Source organism: Mesorhizobium sp. M1348, assembly GCF_040317925.1.
In the GTDB taxonomy this organism is placed as follows: Bacteria; Pseudomonadota; Alphaproteobacteria; order Rhizobiales; family Rhizobiaceae; genus Mesorhizobium.
Genome location: NZ_JAMYLH010000012.1, coordinates 132,942 through 152,462 on the forward strand (window position 1 = coordinate 132,942; position 19,521 = coordinate 152,462).

Below are 19,521 nucleotides of genomic sequence, written 5' to 3' on the forward strand. Positions count from 1 at the left end.
GATCCGGGCAAAGCCGGATTCGCTGTACGGGTCGTCGCCAGCGTCCAGCGATTTCGTGGCACCCGCTGCCTGGCAAGAGGCTCGATACACGGCAGAGCAGGGTGCTGACGATCCTGCAGACAGGCAGGACACCGTTGCCGAGCCCGCTTCGACCGTCATTGCGGCGGCACGCGCCGTTGCCCCGCAGGTAGGATCACACGACGCCGATCCAGGACAGAGGTCTTCGCGCAGCGATTGGTCGGCAGAGGCGATGACGCTGCAAATTCGCGCCCTGGAGCGGCGCTTCGACAGGCAAGACGATGCGTCTGGTCTGACGACCGGCGAGGCGACGCCGGAAGTGGTTTCTCCCTCTCCATTGCGTGTCCCATCCACCGCGGATCGAGGCCCGGCAACCATGTCGCCAGCTCAAAAGCCTGCGGATGCTCTCCCAGCGCCTGCGCCTCCACAGGTCCGCGCGGCGCGAGATCGCAGGGGTACCTCGCAGGATCGGACGCAACGGTCGGATCCCGACACGGGGCAGCCGAGCGGGCTAGATGTGGTCGCGGCACCGACCGTGGTGCCAGCACGGATCGTGCCAGCATCGTCCGGGCAAGCAGCGCGTGCCCGGACAGCGCATACCCTTGTCGCTCCACAAGGCCTCGCAGCATCGCCCGTTGCCGCGCCCATCAGTTCCTCCGGTCTTGTGGTTCCAGCCGAAAGCGATGCGCCCGAAAATCCGAGCCGCCAAGACCCATTGGCGGACGACCCGCATATTGCCCCAGCGCGTCCTGGACTAGTCCCAGCGGCAGCATCCGACAACAGCCGATCATCGAGCGCCGGCCAGCCGCGGATTTCGCGCCGGCTCGGGGCGCTCGGGGCTTCGATCGTCACAAGCCGGGCCGGCGAAGGCGCCGGCCAGCGGCCAGCCATACGGGCCGGTATCTCGCTGGTGTCCCTGCCGCCGGCACGCCAACCAGCCCTGCAATCCGGCTCGGATTCTGGCGGCGCTTCCAACAGTCCGGCCCACCGCGAAGAGCCGACTTCCGTGCAGGTCAGCATCGGAAGGATAGAGATCCGCGAACAGCGTCCGCCGCCGCCAGCCCCGGCCAGACGTCCGCCTCCGCCGCGAATGGGATTGCGCGAATACCTGGATCGGCGCCTGCGTGGGGGGCGCGATGAGTAACTTCGAAGCCATTGCCGCGGTCACCGAGACACTGCGTGGCAGGCTGGCCGCGGCATCGGGATTGTCCGGCACTGTCACCACCGAGCCATTGGACAAGCTGGCGGCTCACGGGGCCAACCCGGCGCTCAACCTGCACCTGTATCAGATTCTTCCCAACGCTCATTGGCGGAACATGGATATCCCGTGGAAGGTCAAGCCGGGGGAAACGGGGCATGCGCCGCTGGCGCTCGATCTGCGCTATTTGCTGACCGCTACGGCCCCCAAGCCGACCAACGCCCAAAAGGATCTTGGTATCGGCATGCGGGTGCTGCACGACAATCCCGTTGTCGATCCGGGTGGTGCGGCCGTCGCTCCCTTCGAACGCGCCAGGGTCAGCATGCAGCCGCTGTCGCTGGACGACATGGAGAAGCTGTGGACCGGTGTTTCAATCCCCCGGCTGCTCTCTGTCGCCTACGAGGTGTCGGTGGTTCTCATCGAGAGCGAGGTGCCGACGCGGTCGCCTCTGCCCGTGCTTACCCGCGGTACCGGCAGCCCGGATTCGATTGTGGTGCAGGGGGAGTTTTATCCGACCATCGAGCGGGTCGAAATCGGAGACCGGAAATTCGACGAATGGCTCAGGGGCGGATCGAGGCCGGGTCGAACCGCCGCGCAGATCGACGACAGGATCTTCCTTTACGGGCAAGGCCTGCCAAGCAACGCAAGGGCGGTCATCCATTCGCTGATGCATGCGGAGAATCCCGACCATAGCGAGAAGAAGCTGGTGGCAGCCGATCTAAGCGTCAGCGACAGGGGCGGATTGACCGTGGATCTGTCGCAACTGGATTTTGCCGCGGCGAAGTTTCCAGCCGGTCCGTGCAGCATATCGCTGGAAATCAAAAGAGACGGCCAGCACATCGACATTACCAATGCCGTGCCGTTCTCTCTGGCGCCGAAGATCATTTCGATCGTTCCAGGTGCTGCTTTCACGGTCCCACAAGACCTTACGATCCAGTTCAATCCACCGCTTGTCGACAATCAGGCTGCAACCCTGATCGTTGCCAACCGTCAAGTTTTGTCGAACACCCCTCCCCATCAAGGCGACACGTCCCTGGCTTTCAGACTGGAGGGAGTTGATCCTGGAGGTTACCCGGCTCGACTTCGCGTCGATGGCGTCGACAGCGTGGTCGTGGACATAGACAAGGGGATTTCCAGTTCCGAACGTCCCACCTTCTCCAATGTGGTGGAGGTGAAAAAATGAACACTGCCGCCACCTGGCAAGCCGACAACACCGCGTTTCTTTCCGCCGGCGTCGCCTGGGTGCGTGCGCGGCTGATCTCGCTCGCAGCAGGTGCCAGCGGCTCGGAGAAAGCCGGCAGGCGGGGCGATGCCGGAACGGCCCGTGATCCGCGCATCGGGATCGAGAAAACAAAAGACGACGGAAATGTCCCGGCGCTGGTGCAACTGGCACAGGTGCTGGACTTGTCGGCTTTCGAGCAAGATGTGCTTCTGCTGTGTACGGCAACCGCGCTCGATGGCGGCCTGGGCGCGCTTTGCGCGGCCGCGAATGGCGATGGTGGAAAACCCTTCCCGACCTTTGCGCTGGCCATGCGCTTGTCCGACGAGCCGGCCTGGGAGGCATTGGCGCCTTCCGGCGGCTTGCGCTACTGGCGGCTCATCGAGATTCATCAGCCGGCCAATGAACCGCTGATCAACAGCCCGTTGCGGGCCGATGAGAGGATCGTCAACTACCTGAAGGGTCTCAACCACATCGACGATCGTATCGGCAGCTGGATCAGGCCGATTGCGCCCGCCGGTTCGCTGCCGCCTTCGCAGGCGACCCTATGCGATCGTATCCAATCCTTTCTGCGGGCCGACGAGAGCGCGGGGCGCGCGGTCATTCAGCTGCTTGGGCCGGGCGGCGCGGCCAAGCGGGAGGTCGCGGCCGAAATCTCGCGCGACATCGGCCGCGGGCTCTGGCGTCTCTCCGTCGCCTCGCTTGCGGATCTGGGCGGCGAACTCGACACATTCGCGCGGCTGCTTGTGCGCGAGTCGATCCTGCTCGGCGCGGTGCTTTATATCGACTGTGATGAAGACGATGGTGCAGGCGGCCCTACGACGGCGTCGCTGCTGACGCGACTTCTCGATCGGCTCGACGGCATGCTTGTCATTCTGGCGATCCGCGACCCGTTGCAGGTCATCGACCGGTTGAGCCTGACCGAACTCGTCGGCAAGCCGACCACGTCCGAGCAGCAGGAAGCCTGGCTTGGTCTGCTCGGACCGGCACAGGAAGCGACGGCCGGCCTGCTGGCCGGGCAGTTCAACCTCGATGTCACCGGGATCGAGCGCATCGCCGCGCGGGCCAGGCTTCGAGGCGGACCCGATACGGAAGCCGAGCTTTGGCAGGAGGCGCGCGACGCGGTCCGGCCGCGGGTCGTGGGGCTCGCCGAACGGATCGACGCCAAGGCCGGCTGGGACGACCTTGTCTTGCCGGCACAGCAGGTCGACCTGCTCCAGGAACTGGCCACGCAGGTGCGGCATCAATGGACTGTCTACCAGCGCTGGGGCTTTGCCGGGCGGGCCAATCGCGGGCTCGGCATCGGCGCGATGTTTTGCGGCGGCAGCGGCACCGGCAAGAACATGGCGGCCGAAGTTGTGGCGCGGCACGTCAAGCTCGATCTCTACCGCATCGATCTCGCTTCCGTGGTCAGCAAATATATCGGCGAGACGGAGAAGAACCTGCGTCGCGTCTTCGATGCCTTCGAGGATGGCGGGGCGATCCTGTTCTTCGACGAGGCGGATGCGCTGTTCGGCAAGCGCAGCGAGGTCAAGGACAGTCACGACCGCTATGCCAACATCGAGATCAACTATCTCCTGCAACGCATGGAGGCCTATCGCGGGCTGGTCATTCTGGCCACCAACCGCCGGTCGGCGCTCGACCAGGCGTTCATGCGACGCCTGCGCTTCATCGTCGACTTTCCCTATCCGGGCGTGGCCGAGCGCGCCGGCATCTGGCAGCGTGTCTTCCCGGACGAGACGCCGACGGAAAGGCTGGATTTCGAACGACTTGCGCGGCTGGCGCTGTCGGGCGGCAACATCCAGTCGGTGGCGATGAACACGGCGTTCCGCGCGGTTGCCGAGAACAGGAAGGTGAGCATGGAGCTGATCCTCGCTTGCGCCCGCGCCGAACTGGTGAAGCTCGACATGCCGGTCAACGAGGCCGATTTCCGGCCTGGATCGGACATGCGGAGGATCGCATGACAGTGAAGCTGAACATCGACCGGCTGGTGATCGACGCGGCGGCCGGACAGCGTCTCGATCCGGCAGCGCTGAAGGCCGCGGTCGAGCGCCAGCTCGCCGGCCTGATCGAAACCGGCGGCGTACAGTCCATATCGGGCGCGCCGGTCAAGACACTCACCGTCCGGTCGTCTCCAGACGGCGCGCGCGGCGACGCGCGTATCGCGCAGGATATGGCGGCCCGCATCTACGAGGCAATGAAGCGATGAGCGCATGTGCACAAAGCGCGATGCAGCGCAAACCGACAGCGGCGCACAAACACGTCGGAGGCGCACTGCGGCGCTCCGGGGTGAAGGCCGAATGCGAGTGCAAGGAGTGCGCGAAGAAGAAGGGCGTGCTGCAGCGGGCGGCGGTGAATGAATATGGCGGTGATCTCATAGAGAACCTTCTGCATCCACTTCAGGAACGCCCTCCGGGCTGGAGCGTGCGAAAGGCAGAAGAGGTCAGTCAAGGTCCACTTGGGGAATACACCTCAACGGATGTCGATGAACTGGCAGCAGTGATGCTTGGCGAAGACCGCAAATCCGAACAGGGCAGGACAGCAGTCGCTTGGGTCGCGATCGGGCGGGCACTGAAAAACTACAACAACTACGGCACAAGTTTACACGCGCAACTCTCCAAAAAAGTGAAGAGGAAGGGGAAATGGGTGCGCCAGTTTATGGGTTTCACCGATAAGACGATGGGATTTCTATCGGATCCCAAGATGAAATCTGAGGTCGACGATGCGAGAGCTCTAGCCAAAAGGATACTATCTGGGCGCGAACAGAATCCGGTGGGAGATAGATTAGAGTTCAGGTCCGCAGAAACCACCACGTTAGAAGATAAAGTTGACCATGTTCAATTAGGCGGGAATGTTTTCTTTTTGAGGATCGATAAGTCAAAAAACCGGAGAAAGAACACTCCAAAGAAGCAGATTCGCCAACCGGGCATAGAAAACAAGCGGCTTGGCGAGGAGACTTCGGAAGCGGAGCGCTATCCGGAAGAGCGGATAGCCGATCTGGAGACCGGCGGACTGATGCAGCGGTCGGCAGCAGGAGGGACGGAACCAGAAGGGGAAGTGCCGGACATCGTATACGACGTCTTGAGATCCTCCGGGCAACCGCTCGATCGTGGAACGCGCGAGTTCATGGAGGAGCGCTTCAATCACGATTTCAGCGCGGTGCGAATTCATAAGGATGACCGCGCTGCGGAGTCGGCGCGGGCGGTGAATGCGCGGGCGTATACGGTGGGCACCGATATCGCCTTCGGACGAGGATACTATTCGCCTTCTACCTTCGGCGGGAGAAAACTTATCGCGCATGAGTTGTCTCACGTTGTCCTCGATCGATCTTCTGCGCGAGCGGCAACCGCAAGACGTAAAATTGATGACGGCGCCGCAAAGAATAAGGGAAAGAAAGTAATTCGCGTTGCTTTGACGATCGACGATGGTCCTCAAAAAAATACACCAGGCATGCGAGATGCAATCGAAACCGCTCTCCGTCAGAAAGGACCGCTTCCTTATCAATCATTGAATGGAACCACTTGGTTTATTCAACGCGACAGAATCATGAAGGGAGGAGTTATCGACGCGGGGAAGCTAAAGCAGCTTAAAGAGATCCAAGATAAAGGTGGAGAAATAGCCATTCATTCCTTCTCAAAAACAAGGAACCATAAGCCTTGGTTTCCAATAACTGAAGATAGGGACTACTCATATCAATCGGTCGAAGATGCGATAGATGATCTTCGGTCGTTTCGAGATGATCTCTCGAAGGCTGGGATAAGAGTGAGGTTCGTGCGAATGCCTGGTGGTCTCGTGTCAGAGCGTAAATCTTATTTGTCAAAATTGAATAAAAGCAAGCCGCGCGAATCCGAAATTAACAAGAATAAGGTAAAGTCATATGAAAACAATCTTATGAAATCAGTCGAAGGTGATGGATTTATATATAAAGATTGGTCGCCAAGAGGCGAATCCTCCGGAGATCTAGGTAGAGTTGATACAGTGACGGGTGTTGCAAGTAACGATTGGGCCGTTGGTGTTAAGAATAACTTCAAAGGTAAAAAGCCAACCGCGGACAAAATTCGGGATATGAAAAAATTGTCCGAAAATCCTGAATTTGGTGCTTTTGAAGTTGCTGTACGGGGCCTAAAAGACGGAGAGTCGACGAACTTCGTTGTGCTGTCGCATGATAATTCTGAGAGAGATGTTGCCGCACTATCGGAAGATATCAATAGGATGGTACAATATGCAAAATTTAAAAACGTTGAGGTAGAATTTGTTACACTGACTGAAATGCATATTCGTGAAAGTTTGGATCAGAAAAATACTTCAGAGTTTTTGTTACCTTTACTGCACCCCAAGCTTGTGATCGGCGATATCGATGACCCCGCGGAACGCATGGCAGACGCGCTGGCCCATCGCGTGATGTCTGCTTCCCCAAGCCGAGGTGACGAGCCGTCTACGGGGGGCAAATGACCGGCCTCTCATCCTCCCCAAAGCTCCGCAAGGCTGCACTGGTGGTCATGGATCTGCAGAACCCGGCTTCGACGGCCATTGTGTTTCAGTACAATCCTGAAACCATGACGCGTTCGCTGCAGCCGCAATTTTCTGGCGAAGGCTCGGTCGATACGACGGACTATGCCCGCGTCAAGGGGGCGCCGATCGAAACCATGCGTCTCGAGGTCGAGATCGACGCGACCGATTACCTCGCCTCCGGCGATGCCGTTTCGAACGCGGTCGGCATTCATCCGCAACTGGCGCAGCTTGAATTGCTGCTTTACCCCAAGAGCGCGCTGATCGCCTGGAACAATGTCCAGATCAACGCCGGCAGCCTCGAAATCATGCCGCCGGCAGCACCCATGACATTCCTGGTCTGGGGCCTCAAGCGCGTCATTCCGGTGCGGCTGACCGAGGTCTCGGTCACCGAGGAGCAGCACGATGCAGACCTCAATCCCATCCGCGCTAAGGTCAGCCTTGGCCTGCGGGTGCTGAGCTACAACGACCTGCCGAATGGCGGTCCCGGTTACTACGCCTTCATCGCCCACCAGGTCGCCAAGGAAGGCCTCGCCACCATGCGTAGCGTGACCAGCGCGGGGAGCGTTCTGGGCGGCGGCATTCAGCTGTTCTAGGGAGCAAAAATGTTCGACCATACCAGCCGTTACTCCGACCAGAAGAAACTTCAATATGAACGGCCTGACGGGCGCGTCGTGTCATATGCGTCGCGGCGTATACTGCCACCACGCGAGAGCTTCGACACGCTCGTCAACGTGCAGCTTACCGAGGGGCAACGGTTGGATTCGATCGCGGCCATGACACTCGGCGACCCGCAACTGTTCTGGCAGATCTGCGATGCGAACGGTGTGCTCAATCCGTTCGACCTGATGTCCGGTGTCGGCAGGGTGATCAAGGTACCGATGCCAGGGCGGCGAACACCATGAGCTGGAATCCGTCACGGCTTCTGGGCATTCGCCTCAACCTTTTTCTGGGCGAGACGATTGCCGTGCCTGCGCCGGCGATGCTGGCAGAAGCACTGCAGGATGTGCAGATCGAATTGGGCGATGAAGGCAATGACGGGTTCCAGCTGACCTTCGGCGCCGGCCGCAAGGCGGGCGTGCTGACGACGGACAGTCCGGTGTTCACCCACCCCTTGCTGCTGCCCTTTTCGCGCGTCGCTGTCCAGGTTTCCTTCGGGGCACAGTACGAAGTCCTGATCGATGGTTTCATCACCCACCGGCAGGCGTCTCCGGGCGATGAGCCCGGCAGCACCACACTGACGGTCACCGGCGAAGACATCCGCGTCATGATGGATATCGAAGAGCGCACCGTTACGCATGACGGGCTCAACCCGGAAATGCGCGTCTACAGGATATTGGGGCAATACCAGACGTTTCTTGGCGTCACACCCGACATCCGCCCGCCGCGCAACAGTCGCACGCCATCGCTCGAGCGGATACCGGTTCAACATGGAACCGACCTTCAATACCTGCGCAAGCTTGCGCGCGAGCATGCGTATGTCTTCTATGTCGAGCCTGGAAAAATGCCGAACTTCAACCTGGCCTATTGGGGCCCGCCGCCAAAGATTTCGACGCCGCAGCCTGCCCTGACCGTCAATATGGGGCCTGATACCAACGCGCGGATTCACTTCAGCTACGACGCGCTCAAGCTTGAAACCTCCAGCGGGACGGCGATGGATGCGAGGACGCGCACGCTGCAGCCGGTCTCGCCGCTGCTGGATCTGGGCCTCGCTCTGGCCCAGCAGCCGGCGCGCGATTTCCAGCGCGGAATCGTGCGCAAGACACTGGCGCGCCATGGCATTGGCGGCGACGTCATGGATGTGCTCGATGCGAGCAATGCGGCGGCGGTGCGATCGGAAGACGCATTGTCGGCCAGCGCCGACATCGATGTCGCCGAGTATGGACACGTCCTTCGCCCCCGTCGGGTCGTGGGCGTGCGGGGCGCAGGGAGACAGCTGGACGGCGCGTACTATGTCAAGCGCGTCAGCCACGCAATCCGGCGCGGGTCCTATACGCAGCGCTGCACGCTGACACGGGAGAGTTTGGGCGCGCTTGCGCAGGCGGTGGTGACATGACCGGCCGCCTTGGAAAGGTCAGAGCCACGGTGGTCTCGACGACCGATCGGTCAAACAGCGGCAGGCTGAAGGTCCAATATTCGTTGGGTGGATCGCCAATGGAGACTTGGGCGGATGCTTGCGTCCCTTACGCCGGCGGCAAGAACGGCATCCACGCGATCCCGCCGGTCGGATCTGGTGTTTGGGTGGAATTCCTGGAAGGTGATCCGGATAAGGCGATCTGGACTGGGTGCTGGTGGAAGGAGGGCGAACTCAATAGCGCCTTCGGCGCCGGCGCTTCACTCGGCTCGCTGCCGGTGGTGATTCAGTCGACTGGCAAGCACCGGGTGATCCTTGGCGGCGTCGGTGGCGATCCGGTCGTGATCGAGACCTCGCGTGGCGAGCAAGGGCCCCGGATCGTCATGACGGAATCTTCGCTGAAGATCTCATGCGGGCCGACCATGTCGATCGAAATAACTGCCTCGGAAGTGAAGATAAACAGTGACGGTCTGGTGGTGCGCTGACATCTGGGAGGGGAGACGGAATGACCGGCTATATCCTGCATCAGGGAGCTGATGTGAAATGCATGCATCTTGGCCCGGCACAGCCGGCCATGGTGAATCCAAGAGTCACGGTGGGGGGCAACCCGGTCGTGGTTCGATCGAACACCTATCTTGTCTCGGCCTGCCAGTTTCCTGCCTGGACGCTGGGAGGATCGCCGCCATGCACGACGGCAAGCTGGCTGATTGCGGCCAGTCGCGTCTTTGCCGGCGGTGACCAGGTGTTGCTGTTTGACAGTCAATCCCAGTGCACCCCCAACGGAACGCCATTGCGGGTCTTTCGGACACAGACGCGCGCCACCGGAATGTAGGAAGCGACCATGCAGATAGCCTTCCCCTATGCATTCGACGCCAACCGCAGCACGGCGCTGGCAAACGGCCCCGCGCATGTGCGGCAGATGCTGGAGCAGTTGCTGTTCACCATGCCGGGCGAACGCGTCAACCGTCCCGATTTCGGATGCGGCATCCAGCGGATGGTTTTCGCGCCGCAGAGCACGGAGGTGATGGCGACGCTGCAGGCGCTGGTCGAGTCGGAAATTCACAGATGGATGGGGGATGTCATTTCGTTGCGGAAACTAGAGGTTTCCTCGGAGGACGCAACGCTTCGCGTACTGCTGGAATACCAGTTGCCGCGTGACAATACGGTGAGAGCCGAACGGTTCGAGCGAACGGTCTAGAAACGGTGTGGCCCTGCCGCACAGGCCAGGCCGGGCGCTTCATGAGTGGAGGAGATAGAGTGGCGAAACTGCAGCCCTCGATCGATTACATGGCCAAGGACTATGAGAGCTTCCGGCAATTGATGCTGGATCGTCTCTCGTCCACTCTGCCTGCATGGCAGGAGAGGCATGCGCCGGACCTAGGTGTCACCCTTGTCGAAGCGCTCGCCTATGTCGCCGACTATCTCAGCTACTATCAGGATGCCGTTGCGACAGAGGCCTATCTGGCCACCGCACGACAGCGGATTTCCGTGCGCAGACACGCGCGGTTGCTGGACTATGTCCTCCATGAAGGCTGCAATGCGCGCGCCTGGGTTCATTGTTGCGTGAACAATGGGGGGCCCGTGCGGTTTGAGCCAGGCGATCTGATCTTTGCGGCAACCAACGAACGGATCGGCGCGGAGTTACCCCTGCTGAGCAAGAAGGACCTGTCGGTGCTGCCGGAGGCCAGTTACGAAATCTTCAAGCCTGTTGATAGCGAGCCAATCGAACTGGATGCCGGTCACAACGACTTCACTGTCGTTGGCGCGCTCGAAAAAGACGCCACGACCGCGCAAATTAGTCTCCCAGCCGGTGTGGTCCTGAAGGCAGGCACCGTGCTGATCCTCATGGGTCGCCAGGCCGGCGCGGACGGGGCCGAGATCTGTCAAGCGATCGCGCTTGCGGAAGGTGTCTCTGCCGCGAAGTCCGGAACTACGGACAGCTGGATCCGATGGCACTTCGATGATGCGTTGCTTCAAGGCATGGTCGAACCGATCGTGGCTCTTGGCAACATCGTCCTGGTGGACCATGGCCGATGGGTGTCGGACAAGGTTTCGCCGGCACAGGATCCCGCGGCTTCGGCGGTTTCGAATTCGATCAAATGGAGGAGCGGGGCGGGGCCGCTGTCGGGACTCAGCCTGACGCATCGGGTGCCGTTGGCCGCAACGGCCGGCAGTGCGGCCGCCATGATCAACCAGGATCCGCGCCAGGCGCTCCCCCAGATCTCGCTGACAATTGGCGGAACCCCCTGGGGGCATGTCAGAGCCGATCTGCTTGAAAGCTTGCCGTACGATCGTCACTTCTGTGTCGAGGTGGATGATGACGGGCGCGCCTGGATCCGTTTTGGGGATGGCGAGGGCGTCGGGCAACGACCCAGGGCCAAAGAATCTGTCGAAGCCGACTATCGGGTTGGAAACGGCCAGGCTGGAAATGTTCCCGCAGGCGCAATCAGCCGTTTGATACTCGAGGATACCGTATCTTCCAATCGGAGCCTGATTCTCGCTGATCTGGCCCGGGTTACGGTAACCAACCCGATGCCGGGAACGGGTGGAACGGAGCCTGAGTCAGCCGTCACCGCCCGCCTGATCGCTCCAGGCGAGATGCGGGTTCACCAGCAGCGGGCAATTTCCGTCGAAGACTATGCTGAGTTCGCCCGCAATGTGTCCGGTGTCGCCAACGCTGCCGCCACGATCACGCATGAGGGCGCGCGCCGGGTTGTGCGCGTGGCCATCGATCCGAAAGGCTGGCAAATCCTGGAGGAAGGCAAAGGCGAGGGCGAAGACATGTCCCTGCCTGACGGGACGGTGAAATGGACGGCGCTGAAACAGCATGTCCTGGAGCGGCTGGAGGTGGTGCGGCGCATCAATCACGACGTCATGATCGCTGTTCCCCTTTATGTCGAACTGAACATCGATCTCGAGCTTTCGATCCTCACGGGCTACATGCCGGACGTCATTCTAAACCAGGCTCGACGAAAGCTGGTTGGCATCGAGGATTCCCGGCAACAGGATCCCCAGGAAAAGCCGTTCTTTGATCCGGACAATCTGACGTTCGGACAACCGATCTACTGGAGCCAGCTCGTCGCCTGCCTGCACTCGATCCCTGGAGTGGCAAGCGTCAAACAGTGCAAATTCGCAAGAGAAGACACTCCGACCAGCGAGCCTCCGTCGCGACTGATCAACAAGATCGAGATCGGACCGTACGAGATCGCAAAGCGACCGATCTGGGGCGTTCGTCCTGCCGCCAATCTTGTCGTGAAAGTAGACAAACCTCAGGGGGCGAATAGACCATGAGCCTTTCCGGCGACAGGAAGAGGCCGCTCAGGCCCCCACAGGTGATCAGTGCCATGCGTGCCCCGGTGCGGGCACAGATTGTCGACAAGCGGTTCGACCACAAGCATGTGCTCGATGCCGTAAAGGTCCAGCTTGGGGCCGGGCAGGCGCCTGCCGCGGAGGGCAGTTCGACCATTTCCGACGCGACAATAGCGTTGGCGGATGCCTGGGCGGTCGCCTGCGATGTTCTTGGCTTCTACCAGGAGCGGATGATCAACGAGAGCTATATCGGCACGGCCGTCGAGGAGCGATCGGTCTTCGAGCTGGCAAGAATGGCAGGCTACACGCCCGATCAGGGCCTCGCTGCAAAATGCTACCTCTACTACACCGTCGACGAGAATCTGCTGCACGACATTCTCATCCCAGCGCACAGCAAGATAAGAGCCATCCCCCGGCCCAACGAAGAACCGCAGATCTTCGAGACGAGCAAGGACTTGCTTGCCCGATCGAACTGGAATGCAATCAAGGTCGCCACGTCGAGAGATTTTCCAGTCGATGCGTCCATTTCCAGGTTCTATTTCACCGGTACCGCGACCGGTCTCGATGTTGGCGATCTTCTTTGGGTCAAACTGGCTGACCGCGATATCTATTTTCTAGCGCAAAGCGTCGATGTGGACCGGGAGGCAAATCAAACGACGACATCCGTTGTCCGGCGGTCCGAACCACCGCCCAGCCTGGCAACGAAGACAAAGGACAATCCACCCGACAAGAAGTCATTGGCTGACCAGGCGGCTGACCAGGCGAAGGTCGAGCAACAAAGTTCCGACGGCTATTACCAGATGCAGATGATGGGCCGGTCATGGATGGAGGCAAACACCATGACGGCGCTTGAGCGTTCGTCGGCCGCGGCTTCCCAGAAGAAACCGATTGAGGTCATGGGGTTTCGAAAGCGGGCCATGGTGTTTGGACACAGCGCTCCGCAGCGCTTGAAAAACCCTCGCGATCCAAAGGCTGGAGGCGAACCCTGGGGCCTCGATGACGCGGACAAGGACCAATGCAATGTCATCGATCTGGAGGGACACTACCCGAACATCGTGCAGTCGAGCAATCTGTGCATCGAGATTCCCGGCCGGTCGGTCCATGGCGAGGATTTGGAAATCTATCAGGTATCGAGCGTGCAACTGACGTCGCGAACGGCCTACGGAATTACGGGCGATATTACCAGGCTTACACTCAACCGTCCCTGGAAGTCGGCTGACTGGCCCGAACAATACGAAGAGGTGGTTCAACGGGTGATCATTCACCTGGACGAGATCGCGCTGCCTCTGGGCAAGACACCGATCCTGTCCATCGGCAAGGACCCAAACGAGAAGAACGCGGGCGACAAAGTGGCGGACGAGACGCCGGTTGCGATCGAGCTGGACGGCGTCTATCTCGGGATCGAGCCGGGACGCCTGATGGTCTTGAGCGGCGATCCCCCCAAGGGAAGCGAACCGGAGCAGGATCGGGAGCCGGAACTCGTCACGGTCGAAAGCGTGTCGCATCCGCCCTATCCCTACGGCGGCATGTCATCGCAAAAAGGCGTTCCGACGCGAACGACGTTGAAATTCAAGAAACTGAACTACACCTATGATCCGGCGAAGGTGAAACTCTATGGCAACGTCGTTGCGGCGACGCATGGCGAGACCTATGCGGAAGTGCTTGGCAGCGGCATTGGCTCGCGCGAGCACCAGTCCTTCGCATTGGCAAGAGGGCCGCTGACCCAGCTTTCCGTTCCGACGTTTCCCGGAGCGAAACCCGAACTGAGCGTGACTGTCGATGGCGAGGAGTGGACTTGCGTCGACACGCTTGCACGGTCCGTCGATGGGGGACGCGCGTTCTCGCTCTGGATCGACGACACATCGATAGCACGGGTCTACTTCGGCAACGGTGACACCGGGGCGCGGCTGCCGACCGGCCGGGAGAATGTCAGGGCAAGCTACCGCATCGGGCTTGGCCAGGGTGGCAACATAGCAAGTGGAAGACTGAAGCTTCCCGTCGATCACCCGCTCGGCGTTCAGGAGGTATCCAACACGAGAGCCTCCGGCGGATCGGACCGGGAGCCTCTCGATCGCATCCGCTCGAACACGCCGCTGGCAACGGTCGGGCTCGATCGGTTGGTGACGACAGCCGATTTCCTCTACATGGCGCGCGTCTATCCTGGCGTCGCGAAGGCGAAGGTCCGCTACACACCCGTTCGGGGTCACGCCGCGGTCATCGTCAGCATCGTTCGCGATGGTCTTGCGTCGCCTGAGTCGGACATTGCAACGTGCAGCGCGCTGCAAACGGCAATGGCCAGCCGCCAGGATGGCATTGCATCGATCTTCGTCGTGCCAGGCATCCTGTGTCCCATAGCGATCGGCGCCGTCATGAAATTGCGACCTGGCGCGTCATGGGACGATACGTCAAACGCGGTTCGCGCCGCGCTGATCGACGTTTTTGGATTCGAGCGACGGGAACTGGCTCAATCGGCCCATGCAAGCGAAGCGCTCGCGGCAATCCAGTCCGTCAGGGCGGTCGAGTTCGCAACATTGACGACGTTCCAGCGATACACCCCTGGCCCGGGGACAGCCGAAGCGCTTCAGTCCCGCATCGACGTCACCAACCCGCCCGACGGCACCGAGGGTGGTCTGGTGGGCGCGGAGCTTCTTCTCGTTCAACCCAATCTCCCGAACGCTATCGTGCTGGAGCAGGACAAGTCATGACCAAAGGTAGGTTCGAGGACGGCGGACTGTACGATCTGCTTCCTTCCGTTGTCCGACACCGCGACTCGTTGATCGGCGAGCCGCTGAAAAACAAGCTCATGGAGTTCGGCGCCCTGGCGGACCGGCTCGAAAGCGAAATCAGGGATTCCTACGCAAACTTCTTCGTCGAAACCTGCGGCCAGCAAGAATTGGCCCATATCGCGGATCTGATAGGATACCGGCCGATCTTCGGACAGCCTTCGGAGGGGACCGACAGCAAATCCGGTCAATCCGGGGCCGATTCGGTCTATGTCTACAATCCATCGAAGCCTGCTTTGCGCCGGGATGTCGCCAAGACGATCTGGGCGAGGCGGCGCAAAGGGACCGCCGAGGTCCTGGGTGCGATCGTGCGACTGATAACGGGTTGGCACACGGTCGTTTTCGAAAACAACCGTGCGGTCGTTTCGACGCCGTCGATCCGTTTCGCAGGCGCGCCCCGGTCGCAGGGTGCGCCGGATTTTCGCAAGCTCGTTGGCCGCGATCAGATCGACCAAGGCCCTGGACTTGTCGCGAGGCTGGCGACGGTCCGACGCATCGATACAAGCGGTCCGCGCGGTCGATGGCACCCGCTTGATGTCGTCGTCGAGGCTTGGTCCTTGCGCGCATCGCTTCAGAAAGACACCCTGCTCCAGAACAGCAAGAAGGGTCGCTATCTTACGCTCGGTGACGATCAGCAGCTTTATGCGCCCGCCGATGCTTGCGCCGATGCGACGGAGGGGCTTCAGTCCGCACGCGCCATACGCATGAGCGACTTTGGAGGCCCCAGGGGAGGCGACTACAAAACTGAAATATATGGAGAGGACAGAGCTGTCTGCCTGTTTCAGCCTATCTCACCGCGACGTGGATCGGCTGACACCCGCACGCGGGTTGCGGTAGACGGCGGTCTGGTAACGTTCGGGCGTGTCCCAGGCCGGCCCAGCGAGAGCCGCTGGATCGTCGATCCGGAGCGTGGCCGCGTTCAGCCGCCGGCCCGCAACAGCGGTCCTGTTTTTCTCAGGCACTATGTCGCCTACGACGAGGACATCGGCGAGAAGCTCAAAAATGTGATGACGGTAAGATTGGCAGAACACGTTCCAATGGAAGCGCGAACGGGCGTCATTTGTCGTCCTGTTTGTCATCCCAACAAAGGTGAAACCAATGCGAATTGATGTATCGGCTGACAGCTTTGATATCCTTCAAGGGTATTCGCGGGTTCTTCTCCAGCAGGGACGACCGATCCTCGATCGTGACTGGAACGAACAGACCTCAATCGTGCTGCATCAGCTTCGTGCCCTGACGCGCGCGATTTACGGGCGCCATGGGGGGCCGGCTGGCGGCGAGTGCGGGTTTGTTCCGATTATTGACGGGAAGGGATTTCGACTTCGCAAGGGCTGGTACTCGGTGGATGGCCTGTTGCTGAGTTGCGAAGGTGAAACAGGCTATTGGGAGCAAAGATACTTCAAGCCGGCCAAGATGGAGTCGCAAAAAGCATATCTCGTCTACCTGGAAGCAACTGAAAGGGAAGTCACAGCGGCGGAACAAGGAAACCTTCTGGATTCCGCCTTGCCAGGCGTTGACGTGGCTGCCCGAGGTCAGATGGTTTGGCGTGTCAATCATACCGACTGGCTATCCGATCCCGAGGATCCCGCGTCCATCAAGGACCCCGAATCTTGCCACGATGCAATCGAACAGGCGAACAAATGGTCTGAATTCAAGCGAAAGAAGCAAGCCCCCGAGAACCTCCCATTTCCCAAAGAGCTGAAGGCCAAGCTGACGGATTTGGCAAGGAAGAGCCCAAACCAGTTGCTGCGCGCCGAGTATCATTCAGAGGGCATTTGGAAATTCTCCACCGACAATGCCTTCGCTCTGTTCGAGATCCATAAGCCTGCTGAACAGTCAACGACTGAGACGAGCGAGATCACGATTCGGCTGGGAGTCCTTGACAGTTGGGTTCCAGAAAAGAGAAATGTCGTTGAGCTTCTGACGGAAGAGAACGTGCGATTCAATGAGCCCGGGAAGCTGCTCGAGGTTAAAGAGATCGCATTTGCGGACCGAAACAGCTTCGAAAATATCGATCGTCAGACGATCAAGCTGAGCGAGGCTGTGAGCGGGGACAACCTATTTCGATTCGTACGTGTGTGGAACAGCCAAGTTAAAATAGACCACGACGATCGCGTCACGCCCGGAGACTACTGGCAGTTTGCCAACCGCGATTCTGGTCTGGATATCGATGGCGCGAAGCTGAGAAGGCCCACGAGGGTCTACGCTCCGCTTGCTTTGATCCGGACGAACGCTGACGGAAAGCCCCTGCCAGATATAGAGCATTTTCAGCGAATCGTAGGACCCCAGTGGCGAGAGATCAACAAGGACATCGACCCTTAGTCATCTGAAGGAGAGCGGCGTTCCTTGCAAAGGAGTCTATCCAATTCGGTTATCGTGAAGCAAACGCCAAAATTCTCTGATCTAACCGCCCGCGGAGTTCAACTATCTGGGAGCTTGTCATGGCAGTCGTCGAGAATAAAGATTTTATGCCGATACCGGAGGACAAGAAACCCCTGTACCGCTTCGACCTCAATAAATGGTTCTACATAGACGAAGTGGCCCGGCAGAGGGACTTCAGAACGCTGCAGCAATTGGAAGGCCAAATGGCTGCGCTGAACCCAGATGTGGGGAAAGACCCAGCAAAGCTCCTGTGCGCGATCGAGCTCAAGGAACGAATGGCGATTATTGCGTCACGCCTGCGGGCATATGGCTTTTTACGATATGCGGTCGACACAGCGGACACTGTGGCAAAGTCCGAGGGTGATGCGGCGTGGAGCAACTTCAACGCGACCACTCAGTATGTGTCCCTTGCGGTACAAAGCCTCGACGAAGGCAAGTTGAAGGATTTTACGGCGAGGGAGCCTGACCTGGCTCGGTATGCATTTCTACTTGAGGATTGGCGACGAGCGGGGCCCCATACTTGTCCTGAAGCGGCTGAAAATTTGCTTGCGCGAATTGAACCGGTTTTGGATCCGTTCGAGAAGAATTTCTACGATCTGATGCTGGCTCGTACGCCGGAGGCCACGTTGCTGGTCGGCCCACGAGAATTTAGCGTCATGAACCCGGGAGATTATAGCGAACTGATGCGGCTTGAGGATCGGGCCATCCGCGAGTCTGCATTTCATCGGCGTCTGGCGGGATTCAAGACGCAAGGAGATATTTACTCATTTGCATTGCTTCAGAAGATCAAACTCTCGAACGAAGTAGCCTCTGCGCGTGGTTTCGATGACAGCGCGGAAGCCGCGCTGTTCGAATATTATTTGACACCGGAAATGCTCGATACGGTCCTTACGGCATTTCGGGAGAAGGCCAACCTGACGATCCGATTCCAAGTGGCGGAACGAGCTTATCAAGAGCAGCTTCTTCAGTTGGGCAAAGCGGAATTGTGGGACCTAGAGGCACGACCGACTAGTGTGCCTGAACCAAGGTTTACGATTGGGGATGCCTCTCAAAGTATAATTGAGGCGACCAGAATATTTGGGCCTAAATACCGAGCGGAAATGGAAGAGCTCCACAACCCCCACAACGGTCGCATGGACTTAGTTGCAGGTGAAAATCGCACCAATGGGGATTTCACGTACGGTTCATATGGCCCATCGTGGCTTTTCTATATGCAGGGCTACACCGGCTACTTGTTGGACGTCGTTACATTGGCTCACGAGTCGGCCCATGCCATTCACTTTCGCCTGCTCTATAAGGCGGGTGTATCGTGGTATTACGGGGACGGTGCGCGATATTTCACCGAGGGCTTCGCCAAAGTAAACGAGCTTCTTATCTTGGATAAACTAGCAAATACTGCCAAGACACGACCAGAGCGATTGTATTACTTGCGCGAGCTAAACAGTAAAATGTCTTCAGTCAAGTTTGCGTCTATGTATTGGGCGGCATACGCGACGAGCTTCGAGACCGAAGTTTATCGTCGTGCAAAGAACGGGGCCATTGAGGGCGCGAATGATATTCATGAGGTTTGGGCCGAGTTTGGTCAATTATGGATGTTGGATGCCGAGAAGTTTCCTGATCTCAAATATGGTTGGGCGGGGACGCATCATTTCTTTGATGCCTCCCGCTATTACAGCAATTATCTGTTTGCTTGGATTTTAGCTGTTTCGATATACCAGAGATTGCAGGAGGATCCAGGATTCGCCACCAAAGTCGTTGAATTAATGGAAGCCGGATTTTCAGACAAGCCCGCCGCTATGCTGCGTTCAAAGCTCGGAATAGATCTCACCGACAAGTCCGCTTTAGAGAGGTTGTTTGTGGTCGTCGAGACGCGTTTGGCCGAGTTCGAACAGGAGATTCGGGCCAATGTCGCGTGAGTGATGGATTGATCCAGTCTTGCCACGATTTGACGCGACCATCGGCTCTCAATCGGTGGTCTCAATGGATTGGGGACGGTCATACGAAAAGAAGAGGCAGTCGTCGAACCTGA

Annotated in this window: 15 protein-coding genes; all 15 read left to right on the forward strand. The window is 59.3% G+C overall.

Annotation, left to right across the window (positions count from 1 at the left end; all coding sequences use genetic code 11):
* The first annotated feature begins 1,142 nt into the window (after positions 1-1,142).
* The 15 genes from NKH13_RS20675 (at position 1,143) to NKH13_RS20745 (ending at position 19,408) form a co-directional block, all read left to right on the forward strand.
* The gene (locus tag NKH13_RS20675) at positions 1,143-2,399 is read left to right on the forward strand and encodes a Pvc16 family protein (RefSeq protein ID WP_352914082.1); all 1,257 of its coding nucleotides are present in this window, start codon (positions 1,143-1,145) and stop codon (positions 2,397-2,399) included.
* On the forward strand, positions 2,396-4,399 hold the full coding sequence (locus tag NKH13_RS20680) for an ATP-binding protein (protein WP_352914084.1): 2,004 nt from the start codon (positions 2,396-2,398) through the stop codon (positions 4,397-4,399). Before NKH13_RS20675 ends, NKH13_RS20680 begins: the two co-directional genes overlap by 4 nt.
* Complete coding sequence (locus NKH13_RS20685) at positions 4,396-4,644, forward strand: hypothetical protein (RefSeq protein WP_352914086.1); 249 nt, start codon at positions 4,396-4,398, stop codon at positions 4,642-4,644. Before NKH13_RS20680 ends, NKH13_RS20685 begins: the two co-directional genes overlap by 4 nt.
* Positions 4,641-6,887 carry an eCIS core domain-containing protein gene (locus tag NKH13_RS20690; RefSeq protein ID WP_352914088.1) on the forward strand — a complete coding sequence of 749 codons (2,247 nt, stop codon included), beginning with the start codon at positions 4,641-4,643 and terminating at the stop codon, positions 6,885-6,887. Before NKH13_RS20685 ends, NKH13_RS20690 begins: the two co-directional genes overlap by 4 nt.
* A complete protein-coding gene (locus tag NKH13_RS20695; protein WP_352914090.1) occupies positions 6,884-7,540 on the forward strand; it encodes a hypothetical protein in 657 nt (218 codons plus the stop codon). The genes NKH13_RS20690 and NKH13_RS20695 overlap by 4 nt, the downstream gene beginning before the upstream one ends.
* 9 nt (positions 7,541-7,549) lie before the next feature.
* Positions 7,550-7,849 carry a hypothetical protein gene (locus NKH13_RS20700; protein WP_352914092.1) on the forward strand — a complete coding sequence of 100 codons (300 nt, stop codon included), beginning with the start codon at positions 7,550-7,552 and terminating at the stop codon, positions 7,847-7,849.
* A complete protein-coding gene (locus NKH13_RS20705; protein WP_352914094.1) occupies positions 7,846-9,000 on the forward strand; it encodes a hypothetical protein in 1,155 nt (384 codons plus the stop codon). Before NKH13_RS20700 ends, NKH13_RS20705 begins: the two co-directional genes overlap by 4 nt.
* The gene (locus tag NKH13_RS20710; protein ID WP_352914096.1) at positions 8,997-9,503 is read left to right on the forward strand and encodes a phage baseplate assembly protein V; all 507 of its coding nucleotides are present in this window, start codon (positions 8,997-8,999) and stop codon (positions 9,501-9,503) included. The genes NKH13_RS20705 and NKH13_RS20710 overlap by 4 nt, the downstream gene beginning before the upstream one ends.
* A gap of 20 nt (positions 9,504-9,523) precedes the next feature.
* Positions 9,524-9,850 (forward strand): hypothetical protein, encoded by a 327-nt coding sequence (locus NKH13_RS20715; protein WP_352914099.1) that lies wholly within the window; start codon positions 9,524-9,526, stop codon positions 9,848-9,850.
* Between the two features lie 9 nt (positions 9,851-9,859).
* A complete protein-coding gene (locus tag NKH13_RS20720; RefSeq protein WP_352914102.1) occupies positions 9,860-10,216 on the forward strand; it encodes a GPW/gp25 family protein in 357 nt (118 codons plus the stop codon).
* Between the two features lie 59 nt (positions 10,217-10,275).
* A complete protein-coding gene (locus NKH13_RS20725) occupies positions 10,276-12,309 on the forward strand; it encodes a baseplate J/gp47 family protein (RefSeq protein WP_352914105.1) in 2,034 nt (677 codons plus the stop codon).
* Entirely contained in the window at positions 12,306-15,032 is a 2,727-nt protein-coding gene (locus NKH13_RS20730) for a baseplate J/gp47 family protein (protein WP_352914108.1), read from the forward strand. Before NKH13_RS20725 ends, NKH13_RS20730 begins: the two co-directional genes overlap by 4 nt.
* Positions 15,033-15,100: 68 nt before the next feature.
* Entirely contained in the window at positions 15,101-16,219 is a 1,119-nt protein-coding gene (locus NKH13_RS20735; RefSeq protein WP_352914109.1) for a hypothetical protein, read from the forward strand.
* Positions 16,209-17,432 carry a DUF6519 domain-containing protein gene (locus NKH13_RS20740; RefSeq protein WP_352914110.1) on the forward strand — a complete coding sequence of 408 codons (1,224 nt, stop codon included), beginning with the start codon at positions 16,209-16,211 and terminating at the stop codon, positions 17,430-17,432. The genes NKH13_RS20735 and NKH13_RS20740 overlap by 11 nt, the downstream gene beginning before the upstream one ends.
* A 119-nt stretch (positions 17,433-17,551) precedes the next feature.
* Positions 17,552-19,408, forward strand: a complete 1,857-nt coding sequence (locus NKH13_RS20745) for a M3 family oligoendopeptidase (protein WP_352914111.1) — start codon at positions 17,552-17,554, stop codon at positions 19,406-19,408.
* Positions 19,409-19,521: the final 113 nt, after the last annotated feature.